Origin of the sequence: Sulfitobacter sp. SK025 (assembly GCF_003352105.1) — a bacterium.
GTDB classification, from domain to species: Bacteria; Pseudomonadota; Alphaproteobacteria; order Rhodobacterales; family Rhodobacteraceae; genus Sulfitobacter; species Sulfitobacter pontiacus.
On the sequence record NZ_CP025808.1, the window covers coordinates 2,357,653 to 2,372,329 of the forward strand.

Sequence of the window (14,677 nt, forward strand, 5' to 3'; positions counted from 1 at the left end):
TTTCCCCCCGCCCCATGCCTGTGTGATCAGCCGATGGGCATGCGTTGTTCGGCGATACCCGCCCACCAGCTGCAGCCCGCGGGAATGATATCGTCGTTAAAGTTATACATCGGGTGGTGCACCATCGCGGTGTCGCCGTTGCCGACCAGAATATAGGCACCGGGGCGCTCTTCGAGCATAAAGGCGAAATCCTCGCCCCCCATGACCAAAGGTGCTTCGTCGCATTGCCCCGAGATGCCGCGCGCGACATCCGCCGCGAATTCAGTCTGTTCGTCGTGGTTCACCATCACCGGATAGTTGCGCACGTATTTGACCTTTGCCGTCGCGCCAAAACTTGCCGCGATGCCTTCGCAAATCTCTGTCACGCGCTTTTCAGCCAGATCGCGCAGGTCATTGGACAGGGTGCGCACGGTACCCAGCAGATTCACCCGCTGCGGGATCACGTTGAACGCCTTGGACGAGGATTCGATCGAGGTGATCGAGACAACGATATTGCCCACGGGGTCCGCGTTCCGGCTGACGATGGTTTGCAGCGCGGTGATGATATGTGCGGTGACAACACCCGTATCGATGGTCTCGTGCGGTTTGGCCGCGTGGCCGCCCAGACCCTCGACTTCGATTTCCAGCAGGTCGGTGGCCGCAAAGAACGGGCCGGGGCGGATGCCGAATTGTCCGGCGGGAATGCCGGGCCAGTTGTGCATGCCATAGACTTCCTGAATGCCCCAGCGTTCCATCATGCCGTCCTTGCACATCTCGCGCCCGCCGCCGCCGCCTTCTTCGGCAGGCTGAAAGATCACCACAACAGTCCCGTCGAAATTCCGTGTCTCGGCCAGATACTGCGCCGTGCCCAATAGCATCGCCGTGTGGCCGTCGTGGCCGCAGGCATGCATCGCATTGGGCGTCTTGGAGGCATAATCCAGCCCCGTCTGTTCGTGGATAGGCAGCGCGTCCATATCGGCACGCAGCCCGATGACCTTGCCCGAGGTGGTGGCATTGCCCTTGATCACGCCGACAACACCGGTACGCCCGATGCCTTCGACAACTTCGTCACAGCCGAAAGCGCGCAGTTTCTCGGCCACGGTGGCAGAGGTACGATGCGTCTCGAACAGGATCTCGGGGTGTTCATGCAAATCACGTCGCCATGCGGTGATGTCATTGTGCAATTCGGCAAATCGGTTCTTAACGGGCATTTTTCGAAGTCCTTGAAGTCTGTGAAAAAAGGGAACGCGCAGCGCCCCTTTCGGGCAAAGCCGGCGGCTAGGCTGGCAATCTTGTTTCAATCATTTCCGCGAACCAGCTACAACCTGCGGGGATCGCGTCATCGTTGAAATTATACATGGGGTGGTGGACGGTGGGCCCGTCGCCATTACCCAGCATGATATAGGCACCAGGGCGCTGGTTCAGCATATACGAGAAATCCTCTCCGGCCATGATCGGAGGCGTGTCGCGGTCCACACCGGGGGCGATATTCTCGGCCACATCGGCGGCATAGGCGGTGTTCGCGTCAGCGTTCACGGTGATGGGATAGCCGCGCGCGTAGGTGATGTCGGCAGTGCATTGGTGGGCGGCGCAGGTGTGGGTCACGACAGCCTCCAGCCGGTCCTGCACCAGATCGCGGATGCCCGCATCCAGCGTGCGGACCGTGCCGCGCAGCCGCACGGTTTGCGGCAGGACGTTGTGGCTGTCGGTATCGGACCGCAGGGTACAGACCGACACGACAGCATTTTTGATCGGATCCACGTTGCGTGCGGCGATGGATTGCAACGCGACAACGACATGCGCCGCGGCAAGGTTGGTATCGATCGCCTCGTGCGGGGCTGCGGCGTGGCCGCCCTGCCCGGTGATGATGATGTCGAACTCATCCGCCGCCGCCAGTAAAGGGCCACTGCGGATCGCGAATGCGCCGACGGGATGGCCGGGCATATTGTGCAGCCCGTAGACCTCGTCGATGGACCAACGCTCCATCAGGCCTTCCTCGACCATGACGTTGCCACCGCCGCCACCCTCTTCAGCGGGTTGGAAGATAAGCACCGCCCGCCCGTCAAAATTACGCGTCTCTGCCAGATATTGCGCGGCCCCCAGCAGGATCGCGGTGTGCCCGTCATGGCCGCAGGCATGCATCTTGCCCGGCGTTTTGGACGCATACTCAAGCCCCGTCGCCTCGGTGATGGGTAAAGCGTCCATATCCGCACGCAAGCCGATGCTGCGCCCCGAGGCATTGGTCTTGCCCTCGATCACCGCGACGATGCCGCTTTGCGCCACGCCGGTGGTGATATCGGTGATGCCAAAGCTGCGTAGCTTCTCTTCGACGAAAGCCGCGGTCTGCGGCAGATCGAATTGCAGTTCGGGGATCGTATGCAGGTGACGCCGCCACGCGGTGATGTCGGCATGGGTTTCGGCAAAGCGGTTCTTGATCGGCATCGCGTGCGTTCCTTTATCTGTCTAGACGTTCGGGCCCAGGATCATCGGGCTGCCATCGGTGAAACGTGCAAGGCGAAAGCGGGTCAGATCATGACCAGCGCTTTGCCCCGTGGCCAGACGCGCCAGAACGCGGCCCATGCCCGGCCCGATACCAAAGCCGTGCCCCGACATGCCCGTGCCAATGGTCAGCCCCGGCAGTGCTGCCACAGTATCCACGACAGGTACAATGTCAGGCATGGTGTCGATCATCCCCGCCCAGGCAGATTTCAGCTTTATCGGCCCCAGATCGGGGAACATTGCTGAAAAATCACGCAGCAAGCGGCGGATCTTGGCCATATTGGGCGTGGGGTTAAGGATGCGCATCGCCTCGAAGGGGGATGGGGTATCGGCCTGCCAGCGCCGCTTGGTCGTCCAGGCATCGGGAAAGCCTTTGGGCGCAAAAGGGTGAAGCCGTTGACCAAAGGGATCGGCGCGCAACTGGGTCAGGTAATGGGGCAAGGCGCGAAAGGCGTCAGGGCCCACGAACAGCTCGGGCGCGCCGGGAGGGGCCAGCGTATAGCCGCCATCTTCGCGCCGCCGGAACGCGACCCGCCCGTCCGACACCGCCCCAGCGTAAATTTCAGGCAAGCTTTCGGTCGCCGCCACATTTTCGCGCACCGACAGTTGCGGCATAGAGATACCGTGATTGCGCAGGAACAGCGCCGACCACGCCCCGCCTGCCAGCACCACCTGCGAAGACGCGATACGCCCCTGCTCCGTGATCACCCCGGCAACCCGCCCCGCCGCGATGTCAAGGCAGCGCACGGCGCAATTCTCGATGATCTGAACGCCCTCTCGCGCGGCGATACCGGCGAGAGCGGGCACCGCGACCCAAGGCTCCGCCCGCATGTCCGACGGCGTGATCAGCGCGCCGATCTGAGGTGTCGCAAGGCCGGGGAACATGGCGGAGACCTCGGCCGCCGTCATCATCCGGCTGTCCGCGCCATTGGCCCGCGCATGGGGCAGCCAGTCTTCGTAGCCCGCAAGTTGTGTCGGCCTTTGCGCCAGATAGGCAATGCCGCCCTGCCGCAGCCCGATATCCACGTTCGTTTGCCCCGCAAGTTCGCGCCAGAGCGCCTGCGCCTCGGCCATGATCGGCATCTCGTCAGGGTCGCGCCCCTGTTGCCGGATCCACCCCCAGTTGCGGCTGGATTGTTCAGCGGCGATGCGGCCCTTTTCCAGCAAGGTGACCGAGTGACCCTCCCGGGCGAGGAACAGCGCCGTGCAGACCCCGATGATCCCGCCGCCGATAACGACGATATCCGACGTGGCTGGCTGGGGGCCGGGATAGGTGACGGGGGTGGTCTTATGGATCGGGAAAGGCTGCATGGGTCAGGCTTTATATTGCGTGGGCGTCGCGGGCAAAGCAGGCCTGGATCGGGGGCCAGCCCCCGGTGCCGCGCTGCGGCCCCTCCCCCGGGATGTGATGCCATTTGGAAGAAGGGGGCCGCTGCGCTGTGTCATTTCAAACGTTCAAGCAGGTCGCGCATGAATCTATGGCCGGCCTCGAATTGCGCGACCTCGATATATTCGTTGGGCTGGTGCGCCTGTGCGATATCGCCGGGGCCGCAGATCACCGCGCTATACCCGGCTTCCTGGAACTGTCCGGCCTCGGTTCCGTAGGAGACCTTGTGGCTGGCATTGTCGCCGGTGATCTGGCGCACGAAGGTTTCGGCAAGCCCGTCTTTTTCGGGTTGTAGTGCGGGGACGTCGAAACGGGGGGTGACCTCGATATAGGTTTCGGGGACGACCTCTTGCATCTGCTTTTCGACCTCGCGCACCTTTTCCAGATAGGCGGTGCCCCAGGCGTCTTTGTCTTCGCCCGGCACGACGCGGAAATCCATGGCGAAGTGGCAATCCTTGGCGGTGATATTATGCGCTGTCCCGCCCGAGATCACGCCCACATGGGCGGTGGTAAAGGGCGGGTTGAACATCGCGGCAAGCTCGCTGGGTTTGCGGGCCATGTTCTCGGTGTTCACCTCATTGGCCCATTCGATCAGCTTGGCCCCCGCCATGATCGCGTTGACGCCTGTGTGCAGGAGCGAGGAATGGACCTCGAAGCCGACCACATGCGTGTTGAAGCCCGTGCCGCCCTTGTGACCTGTAACGGCCTGCATGGTCGAGGGTTCCCCCACGATCACCAGCGCCCCCTTGGGCAGCACCGGTTGCATCGCCTCGATCATCGGAGGGGCACCGGTGCAGCCGATTTCCTCGTCAAAGCTGAGCGCGATCTGGAGTGGGCGTTGCACGTCGGCGTAATGCGCTTCTACCAATGTCCAGATGGCCAGCGCATCGAAGCCCTTCATGTCGCAGCAGCCGCGCCCGTAATAGCGCCCGTCCCGTTCGACCACGGTGAAAGGGTCGCTGTCCCAGGGCTGGCCGTCCACCGGCACCACATCGGTATGCCCCGACAGGACCACCGCGCCCTCTTCCCACGGGCCCACATGGGCGAAAAGCGCATGTTTGGGTTGATCGGGGTGGATATAGCGATGGGACGCGATGCCGTGGCTTTCAAGGTAATTGGCCACCCAGTCGATCAGCGGGATATTCGTATCCCGCGACACAGTGGGAAAGCTGACGAGTTTTTCCATCAGCTCGAACGGGGTCATGCGCGCAGTCATTTATGTGGTCCTTTAGTATCCGCTATCGGTGATCAAGACCTGATGGCCGGGGGATACGGTTTTGTAAACAGAGGGTTCCGCGACATAGCTTGTCGGATGGATCGGGGACGGGATCGGCTTGAAGTTCAGCTCGCTTTCCTTTTTGCGACGCCGTGGATCGGCGATGGGGACCGCTTTCATCAGGGCCTGCGTATAGGGGTGCTGCGGGTTTTCAAACACCTGCGACCGCGTGCCCATTTCTACGATCCGGCCCAGATACATCACGCCGACGTGGTGGCTGACCCGTTCGACCACAGCCATATCGTGGCTGATGAACAGGAAGGACAGCCCCATTTCCGCTTGCAATTCCAGCATCAGATTGACCACCTGCGCCTGCACCGACACATCCAGCGCCGACACGGCTTCATCCGCAACAATCAGCTTGGGGTTCAGCGCCAAGGCCCGCGCGATGGCGACGCGCTGGCGCTGACCACCTGACAGCTCGTGCGGGAAGCGGCGCATGAAGCTGCGCGGCAGTTCCACACGGTCAAACAGCATCTCGATGCGTTTGGTCAGCTCGGCCCCTTTGAGCGTGCCATAATTGTGGATTGGTTCGGCCACCTGATCCGACAGCTGCATCTGCGGATTGAGCGAGGCAAACGGGTCCTGAAAGATCATCTGCATGTCCAGCCGCGCCTTGTGCAGGCCACGTGAATCCAGTGCCATGATGTCTTTGCCATCGAGGTTGACCTCGCCCGATTGGGGTTCGACCAGTCGCAGCAAGGACCGCCCCGCCGTAGATTTCCCGCAGCCGGATTCCCCCACAAGGCTTAGCGTCTGGCCCTTGTTGATGGTAAACGACAGGTCCTCGACCGCATGGACATTGGCGACGGTGCGGCGCAGGAAGCCGCCCTGCACCGGAAAGCGCGTGGTCAGGTTCTTGACCGTCAGCAGCGTTTCCTCTGTGCCCTTGATGGGTTTGATCTCTTTATCCGCAGTTCCGAGCAGTTTCATCGGTTCGGGATAGGGTTTGCCGCGCATCTCGCCCAGCTTGGGGACGGCGGCCAGCAACGCCTTGGTATAGGGGTGTTGGGGATTCTCGAAGATTTCCTCGACCGTGCCTTCTTCGACCTTGTTGCCGCGGAACATGACAACGACGCGATCGGCCATCTGGGCAACAACGGCCATGTCATGGGTGATGAACATGACGGCGGTGCCGGTCTCGCGTTTCAACCGGTCGATCAGCGCGAGGATTTCGGCCTGAATGGTCACATCCAGCGCGGTGGTGGGTTCATCCGCGATCAACAGCCGCGGCGAACAGGCCAGCGCCATGGCGATCACCACGCGCTGGCGCATCCCGCCCGACAGTTCGTGCGGGTATTGTGCAAGACGGCGGGCCGGTTCGGGGATACGAACCTGGGTCAGAAGCTCCAGCGCGCGGGCCTCTGCCTGCGCCTTGGACATGTTCTTGTGCAGGCGCAGCCCTTCGGTCAGTTGGCGACCGACGGTAAAGACCGGGTTCAGCGCTGTCATCGGTTCCTGAAAGATCATCCCGATCTCATTGCCGCGAATATCGCGCATCACATCTTGATCTGTGCGCGCCAAATCGACAGCGGGATCGTTCTGGCGCTCAAATAATAGGCGCCCACCCGCAATTTTTCCGCCGCCGAACTCGACCAGACGCATCAGCGACAGCGAGGACACCGATTTACCCGAGCCGGATTCGCCCACAACGCAGACAGTTTCACCCGCATTGATGTCAAAGCTGACGTTCTCCACACCTAGAACGGGTCCGTCCTGGGTTTGAAATTCGACCCTAAGCTCTTGAATTTGCGCGATTGGTGTCGGCGTTGCCTCGTCTAGCATGGTATTTTCCAGCGCTTCTCGTTTAATCAATTTGACGACGCTAAGGCACTTCGTCATCTGGTGTCAAATCGGTCCAAGGGACCGCTAACATCCGCTGCTTTGGAGGCTTGCATTTTTCTTCAAACCTGTTTCGATGCTTCGACGTTATTGGCGTGGCTGGAAAAACGGGCGTTTTGGCGGGCATCCCTGTCTGTCGCAGCACCCTGCCCCCGGCCGTGATCAAGATTGACGTTTTTGGCATTGCCAAAAAAGACAGACTATAAAAAAAGGCACCTCAAAAAACCAACGGTGTCCAACAAGGAGTAAGCTATGAACATGAAAACCCTGTTACTGGGAGCCGCGGCTTCGGTAGCGATTGCCCCCGCCGCATTCGGTGCCGCCCACGAGGGCGAGCGTGGACGCGACGGCGAGGTGAAAGTTATCTACTGGCAAGCGCCCTCGATCATGACCCCCTATCTGTCGGGCGGCACAAAAGACCTCGAAGCGGCGAGCCTCGTGCTGGAGCCTATGGGCCGCTATGACGAAACCGGCGCGTTGGTCCCTTATCTGGCGACCGAGATTCCCACCGTTGAAAACGGCGGCGTGGCCGAAGATCTGAAATCCATCACCTGGAAGCTGAAAGAGGGCCTGGTTTGGTCCGACGGCACGCCGGTGACCTCGGCGGATCTGAAATTCACCGCTGAATACTGTATGCACCCCGAAGGCGGCTGCGCGCAGGCGTCGAAGTTCGATGGCGTTGAAAGCATCGATATCGTGGATGATCTGACGGTTACCGTTCATTTCACCGACGCCAAGCCAAACCCTTACGGCCCGTTCATGGGCGCGCAATCGCCAATCATTCAGGCCGCGCAGTTCAAGGACTGCCTGGGCGCGAAAGCCCCCGAATGTACCGAAGCCAACTTTAACCCCATCGGCACCGGCCCGTTCCGCGTGACAGATTTCCGTCCCAATGACGTGATCCAGATGGAAGCCAACCCCAACTACCGTGACCCCAGCAAACCTGCGTTTGCGACACTGACCCTCAAGGGCGGTGGGGATGCGAATGCCGCGGGTCGTGCGGTGATGGAAACCGGCGAATACGACTATGCCTGGAACATGCAGCTGGCCCCCGATGTGCTGGCGAAAATGGCCGAAGGCGGCAAGGGTCAGGCGATCTCTGCTTTCGGGACATTGGTCGAACGGATCGAGATGAACCTGACAGACCCATCGCCGGATCTGCCAGAGGGCGAACGCTCCACCGTGGCGCATCCGCACCCGATCCTGTCCGACTTCAAGGTCCGCAAGGCACTGTCCATGGCGATCGACCGTCCTTTGCTGGTCGAGGTCGGCTATGGCCAGGCGGGTCGCGCGACCTGTAACCTCGTGCCCGCGCCCGAGCTTTATGCCTCCGACAACACCGAATGTCTGACGCAGGATCTGGAAGGCGCGAAAGCCCTGCTGGAAGAAGCCGGCTGGACCGACACCAATGGCGACGGCATCCGCGACAAAGACGGTGAAAAACTGTCCCTGCTGTACCAGACCTCGACCAACGCTGTCCGTCAGGATTTTCAAGCGCTGATCAAAGACTGGTGGAACCAGATCGGTGTCGAAGTCGAACTGCGCAACCTTGATGCGTCGGTCTTCTTTGGGGGCGACCCCGGTTCGCCCGATACCTTCCAGAAGTTCTATGCCGACGTTGAAATGTACGCGAACAACTTTGACGGCACCGATCCGCAGGCCTACCTGTCCGCCTATCGCTGTGGCAACGAGCCCAAGCCTTCCAGCCAGTGGCAGGGTGAAAACATCAACCGTTTCTGCAACGAAGAATATGACGCGTTGCTGGACGAACTGTCGCGCACGGGCGAGTTGGACAAGCGCGGCGATATCGCCAAGCAGCTGAACAACATCATCACACGTGACACGATGACCATCGTTCCGCTGGTCGACCGTGGTCGGGTTTCCGCTGCGTCCAACACTCTGGGCGGCGTGATCCTGAACACATGGGATTCCGAACTGTGGAATGCCGCCGACTGGTACCGCGTGAAAGAATAATCACGCCCAAGCTCAGAGGAGCACGCAGCGCGCGTGCTCCTCATGACTTGATGCCTGTGTGAATGTGTGCGAAATCGCGCCTCCCTTCGATTTTGACATGCTTCCCCTCCCCTAGACCGACTTGCAAAGGCGCTGTGCATGCTGACCTTCACCATTCGTCGACTACTTTTGTCGATACCAACGCTTTTGTTTATCAGCCTGGTAATCTTCCTGCTGTTGCAACTGGCCCCCGGCGATCCGATGGCCCAGGTGCCACTGACAGTCCCACCAGAGGTAAAACAGAAAATGCGCGAGGCGCTTGGCCTCGGGCAGCCGATCTATGTGCAATATTATAAATGGCTGATCCAGTTCTTCTGGGTTGAACCGCAGGTCTTCATCGACTGGGCCACCCGCGACAGCTTCCTGCTGGGCTGGCTGCCCGACACCAGCCTGTCGACCTTCATTGACCCCGACACAGGTGCTGTGCGTCCCGTACAGCGTGCGATCAGCTGGCAGACCCGCAGCCCGATCATGGATATCGTGATCCAGCGGATGCCGCAGACGCTTTGGGTGGTTGGGCTTAGCTATATCGTGGGCATCCTGATCGCGATCCCGATTGGCATCTATTCGGCCTACCGCCACTATTCGCTGTTCGATCAAGCGGGCACCTTTGTCACCATGATCGGCTTTTCGATCCCGCCCTTCTTCACCGGGCCGCTGCTGATCGTGATTTTCTCGGTCTCGCTGGGGTGGTTGCCGTCGATCTATGACACGACCCATGTCGTGACCGACTGGGAGAGTTTCAAATTCCAGTTCATGCAGATGATCATGCCCGTGATGGTGCTGGCGCTGCAAACCACCGCGCAGATCAGCCGCTATATGCGCGGCGCGATGCTGGACAACCTGAACCAGGACTATGTGCGCACCGCCCGCGCCAAAGGGCTGCGCGAGAAATCGGTCGTTCTGGTCCATGTGCTGCGCAACTCGATGATCCCAGTGGTCACGGTGATTGCCCTTGGCATGCCCGCGATCTTTGGCGGCGCGATCATTACCGAGAATGTGTTCAAAGTGAATGGTATCGGGCAGCTGCTGCTGACCGCGCTTTTTGCCAACGACCTGCCGATGGTGATGACGCTGACCTTTATCTTCGCCATCCTCATCGTTCTATTCAACCTGATTGCCGATGTTCTATACGGCCTGCTTGACCCAAGGATCCGCTATGACTGAGCAAGCCACCCCCGCAAGCCCGATCGAGGCCGACATCGAACTCTATGGCGCGCTGGTCGATAAAGAGCCGCAAAAGCCGCCGCGCAGCCAGTGGATCGACGTCTGGCAGCAGTTCCGCAAGCACAAGGGCGCTGTCTTTGGCGGAGGCTTCCTGCTGTTCATCACCCTCGCGGTGTTGTTCGGCCCCTACCTTTGGGATGTCGACCCCAAGGCATTGGATATCCGCAACAAGAACTGGCGCCCCGTGTATCAACTGCTGTTCGACAGCGAGGCCAAGGCCGGTTGGGCACATCCCTTTGGCACCGACCAGCTGGGCCGTGATATCATGGCGCAGATGATCGCCGGCGGGCGCGTGTCTATGGCGGTGGGCTGGCTGGCCATGGGGCTGGCGCTGGTCATCGGTTCGGCCATTGGCGTCATCTCGGGCTATTTCAAACGGCTCGATTTCTGGCTGATGCGCTTTACCGATCTGGTTCTATCGCTGCCGATCCTGCCGCTGACGCTGCTGGCGGTGACCCTGTTCCGCCAACCGCTCAACTCACGGTTTGGCCCCGAAGGCGGGATGTTCATCCTGATCGTCGGCATCATCGGGCTGACCTCGTGGATGCAGACCGCGCGGATCGTGCGCGGGGACATTCTGGCGCTGAAAGAGCGCGAGTTCATCCTCGCCGCACGGTCCATCGGGACGCGGTCGGGCAAGATCATCCGCAAGCACCTGCTGCCCAACGTCATCTCTCCGATCATGGTCTCGGCCACGCTGGGACTGGCGACCGCGATCATCACCGAAAGCGCGCTGAGCTTTCTGGGCGTCGGCTTCCCGTCGGACTATCCGACATGGGGCAAGCTCTTGTCCGATGCCGTGTCACGGATGCAGGAATTCCCCGAGCGGGTGATCCTGCCCGGCGTCGCGATCTCGCTGACCGTGCTGAGCGTGAACTATCTTGGCGACGGGCTACGTGACGCGCTGGACCCGCGGTTGCGCGGACGGTGATCCGGCTCGGACCGTCGCCTTTTGAGGCTTCTGTCGGGTTTGAGTATTTGAGAAAGGGTGAAGGGGGGCTGCGGCCTCCCTTTGTCGTGGGGGCGCAAAGGGCTTGAACTCGGGCGGTTTCCGCGTCAGGGAACTGTCGTGCTGTCGTCAAGGGGATCACGGGGATGTTTGAACAATTCGGTTTTGAGACCACCACACCGCAACAGGCGGCTGTCTGGTTCGCGCTGGCGGTTGGGGTGATCTTTGGCATACTCGGGCAGATCACCAAATTCTGTTTTCGCCGCTCACTGATTGGCGAGGACCGGCGCGCTGCAAAAGGGGTCTGGCTGACAGCGCTTGCCTTTGCCGTGCTGGGGACGCAGGTCGCGGTCGCCATGGGCTGGATCAGCTTTGCCGACCACCGCTTTATGGTGCCGGATGTGCCCTATCTGGCGATTGGCATCGGCGGGCTGCTTTTTGGCGCGGGGATGGTGTTGACGCGGGGCTGTATCTCTCGGCTGACCATTCTGGCGGGCTCCGGCAACTTGCGCGCGGCGTTGGTCGTGGTTGTCTTTGCCGTTGTGGCCCATGCCACGTTGAAAGGCGTGCTCGCCCCGATGCGCGTGGCGCTTGGCAGTGTGACGCTTGGGCTTGGCGATTACGTCAGCCTCGCCGCCCTGCCCGGAGGGGTGATGCTATGGGGCGGGCTGATCGTGGTGGCGGCCCTTGCCGTGGCGCTGCGATCGGGCAACCGCTGGACCCATCTGGTGATGGCGGCGATGATTGGCCTGCTGGTCCCGCTGGCCTGGGTCGGGACGGGGTTTATCCTGTTTGACGAATTCGACCCGATCGCGATGGAAAGCCTGTCGTTCACCTCTCCTTCGGCCGATGCGCTGTTCTGGGTGGTGGCCAGCAGTTCGATCCCCGCGGGCTTTGGCGTCGGGCTTTTGGGGGGCGTGGCCCTGGGGGCCTGCGCGTCGAGCCTGATCTTTGGCGGCTTTGGCTGGCAGAGTTTCGAGACACCCGCCCAGACCGGCCGCTATCTGGCCGGAGCAGCGCTGATGGGTGTGGGCGGTGTACTGGCGGGCGGCTGCACGCTGGGGGCCGGATTGTCCGGCGTGCCCACGCTGTCGCTTGCCGCGATCCTTGCGATTGTGATGATCGGTGTCGGCGTGCTGGCGATGCATGCCTTCCTGCGCGCAACACCGGCGGGCAACTGACCCTATTTGATCTTGTGGCGCAGGCGGCGCAGCAGCCCCCAGATCAGCAGCACGACCACCGGGACGGCCACTGCCGTGAGCGTGCCCTTGCTGACCCCGATACGGTCGGCCAGCGGGTAGAGCATATAGCCCACCAGCGACACCGCGTAATAGCTGATCGCGACCACGGACAGCCCTTCGACCGTGTGTTGCAAACGCAGTTGCAGGTCAGAGCGTTTGTCCATGCTGGCCAGTATTGCCTGATTTTGCGCGGATCGTTCCACATCAACCCGTGTCCGCAACAATTCGGCCGCGCGGCTGGCGCGGGCGGACATTTTATTGAGCCGTGTTTCCGAGGATGTGACCGTACGCATCGCAGGCTCGTAACGGCGCATCATGAATTCATCAAACCCTTGCCGCGCCATGAACCGTGTTTCGCGCAAGGCTCCGATCCGCTGTGCGACGATGGCTTGATACGCCTCTGTCGCGCCCAGACGGTAAGACGCATCGGCCGAAAGCGCCTCTAGCCCGACAGAGATATCCAGCAGCCGGTGCAGCGTGTCTTCGGCCATGGCAGAGGTGCCTGCCATACCCGCCATCAGATCGTTCAGCTCTGCATCGATACGGTCCAACTGACCCGAGAATTCGCGCACCTTGGCAAAGCCGAGCATCGACATGGATTTATAGGTCTCTATCTCGCACAGACGTTGCACGATGCGGCCCAAGCGGCGGCTGCCCGTGCCTTCGCTGGCAAAGATTGCCATGCGCATGTGGCCCGCGAGGTCGATACGGAAATCGCTGGCGATGACGGCAGCATCTTCAAGCACCGATGCCACGGCGAGGCTTTCGGGGACGAACCAGTCTTGCAACGCCTCGGCGATCTGCGCGTCCTGTTGCGGGCGGGGCACCAGCCGCAGCAGAATAGAGGTGATCCGCTGCGCGTTCAGGCCCGCGCGCCAGTCCTGTGGGAAAACATCAAACTCTGCCGGATCAAAGGGGCGCTGGCCGAGCTGATCGAGAAACACGGTATAGGTCACGAACTCGGTGTGCTGCTCCCACTTCAGCGTATATTTCCCCATCGGCCCGAAATAATGGGTCGCGTCCGCGGCGGGCAGCGGCGCACCATAATGGGCCAAGAGATCACGGAGCTGTTGCAGATCGACAGACCGGTCCCGCCGCGCGGCCTCCCCCAATGGGCGCACGGCCAGATAGGCCGCAACATGGGGCGCGGTGAGCGAGGGGAACGGGCGGGCGTGCAGCTCGCTATTGAGCGTATAGCGCAGGGGGTGATCGTCGAGGGCGGGCACGATGCGGGCTTTCTACAAGGGGTCAATCAAAGCAGTCTATCGTGACCACCGCCATTCGCCTAGTGATATTTCACATATCTTTCATAGGGTTAACCGTATACCGCGGAATACCGGACCCGTTTCAGAACCGATTGACCGGTATCTTGAGGTAGGCGTGACCGTCGTCTTCGGCCTCCGGCAAGCGCCCTGCCCTAAGATTCATCTGTAAGACATGCAGCATCCGGTCGGGCAGCGCGAGGGTTTTGTCCCGCGCCTCGCGCTGGTCGACGAAGCTTTGCTGCGACACGCCACCGCCAATATGGGCGTTGTGCCGGCGTTGTTCGGCCACGGTGGATTCCCAAGTAGGTTGGCTGCGATACTCGGTGCCATAGTCATGGCCGATGAACAGGCGCGTGGCATCCGGCAGGGCAAGGATATCTTGAAGGGACTGGTAGAGTTCAGCCGCGGTGCCACCCGGGAAATCGGCGCGCGCCGTGCCCACGTCAGGCTGCATAAAGCTGTCATGCACAAAAGCCGCGTCAGAGCCTACAACATAGGTGATCGACCCCAACGTGTGCCCCGGCGACAGCATCACCCGCACGGGCAGCTCGCCGATGGTGAATGTATCGCCATCCTCGAACAGGTGGTCGAAATCGGCGGCGGGATCAAAGGCGTCGGGCATGTTGTAATAGTCACGCCAGAGCTCTGCGATCTCTCTCACCTTTGCCCCGATGGCATTGGGCTTGTTCAACCGCTGTTTCAATACGTGTGAGGCCATGAGATGGTCCGCATGGGGGTGGGTGTCGAGGATCCATTGGATCTCGTAGCCCGCGGCTTCGGCGTGGCGCAGGATGGTATCGACATGCTGCGTGTCAGTCGCCGCACTTTGTGGGCTGAAGCCCAGAACCACGTCGATCACCGCCGCTTTTGAGGTCGCCGGATCAGCCACCAGATATTGGATGCTGCCGGTATCGTCATCGTAAAAGCCGGTCACTTCAGGGGAACCGGGGCCGGTCGAGGGGCTGGTGCGCGAAAACTTCATATTCAAATCCTCCTATA

Annotated in this window: 11 protein-coding genes; 4 read left to right on the top strand and 7 right to left on the bottom strand. The window is 61.1% G+C overall.

What is annotated here, in order from left to right; all coding sequences use genetic code 11:
• Positions 1–26: 26 nt before the first annotated feature.
• The 5 genes from C1J04_RS11465 to C1J04_RS11485 form a co-directional block, all read right to left on the bottom strand.
• A complete protein-coding gene (locus tag C1J04_RS11465) occupies positions 27–1,190 on the bottom strand; it encodes a M20 aminoacylase family protein (RefSeq protein ID WP_009824883.1) in 1,164 nt (387 codons plus the stop codon).
• Between the two features lie 67 nt (positions 1,191–1,257).
• Complete coding sequence (locus C1J04_RS11470; protein ID WP_009824884.1) at positions 1,258–2,421, bottom strand: M20 aminoacylase family protein; 1,164 nt, start codon at positions 2,419–2,421, stop codon at positions 1,258–1,260.
• Positions 2,422–2,442: 21 nt separating this feature from the next.
• The gene (locus C1J04_RS11475) at positions 2,443–3,789 is read right to left on the bottom strand and encodes an NAD(P)/FAD-dependent oxidoreductase (protein ID WP_009824885.1); all 1,347 of its coding nucleotides are present in this window, start codon (positions 3,787–3,789) and stop codon (positions 2,443–2,445) included.
• Between the two features lie 131 nt (positions 3,790–3,920).
• On the bottom strand, positions 3,921–5,081 hold the full coding sequence (argE, locus tag C1J04_RS11480; protein ID WP_009824886.1) for an acetylornithine deacetylase: 1,161 nt from the start codon (positions 5,079–5,081) through the stop codon (positions 3,921–3,923).
• Between the two features lie 12 nt (positions 5,082–5,093).
• A complete protein-coding gene (locus C1J04_RS11485; protein WP_037954453.1) occupies positions 5,094–6,926 on the bottom strand; it encodes an ABC transporter ATP-binding protein in 1,833 nt (610 codons plus the stop codon).
• Between the two features lie 309 nt (positions 6,927–7,235).
• On the opposite strand from C1J04_RS11485, the gene C1J04_RS11490 reads away from it, so the two are divergent.
• The 4 genes from C1J04_RS11490 to C1J04_RS11505 all read left to right on the top strand — a co-directional run bounded on the left by C1J04_RS11490 (position 7,236) and on the right by C1J04_RS11505 (position 12,353).
• A complete protein-coding gene (locus C1J04_RS11490) occupies positions 7,236–8,957 on the top strand; it encodes a peptide ABC transporter substrate-binding protein (protein WP_009824888.1) in 1,722 nt (573 codons plus the stop codon).
• A gap of 138 nt (positions 8,958–9,095) precedes the next feature.
• Positions 9,096–10,163, top strand: coding sequence for an ABC transporter permease (locus C1J04_RS11495; RefSeq protein ID WP_009824889.1), 1,068 nt, complete (start codon positions 9,096–9,098; stop codon positions 10,161–10,163).
• Positions 10,156–11,154 (top strand): ABC transporter permease, encoded by a 999-nt coding sequence (locus C1J04_RS11500; protein WP_009824890.1) that lies wholly within the window; start codon positions 10,156–10,158, stop codon positions 11,152–11,154. The genes C1J04_RS11495 and C1J04_RS11500 overlap by 8 nt, the downstream gene beginning before the upstream one ends.
• Before the next feature lie 164 nt (positions 11,155–11,318).
• A complete protein-coding gene (locus C1J04_RS11505) occupies positions 11,319–12,353 on the top strand; it encodes a YeeE/YedE family protein (protein WP_009824891.1) in 1,035 nt (344 codons plus the stop codon).
• Positions 12,354–12,355: 2 nt separating this feature from the next.
• Here the strand turns inward: C1J04_RS11505 and C1J04_RS11510 are convergent, their stop codons facing one another.
• Together C1J04_RS11510 and C1J04_RS11515 are read right to left on the bottom strand one after the other, a co-directional pair.
• On the bottom strand, positions 12,356–13,639 hold the full coding sequence (locus C1J04_RS11510; RefSeq protein ID WP_009824892.1) for a DUF3422 family protein: 1,284 nt from the start codon (positions 13,637–13,639) through the stop codon (positions 12,356–12,358).
• Positions 13,640–13,760: 121 nt separating this feature from the next.
• Entirely contained in the window at positions 13,761–14,660 is a 900-nt protein-coding gene (locus C1J04_RS11515) for an MBL fold metallo-hydrolase (RefSeq protein WP_009824893.1), read from the bottom strand.
• Between the last annotated feature and the right edge of the window lie 17 nt (positions 14,661–14,677).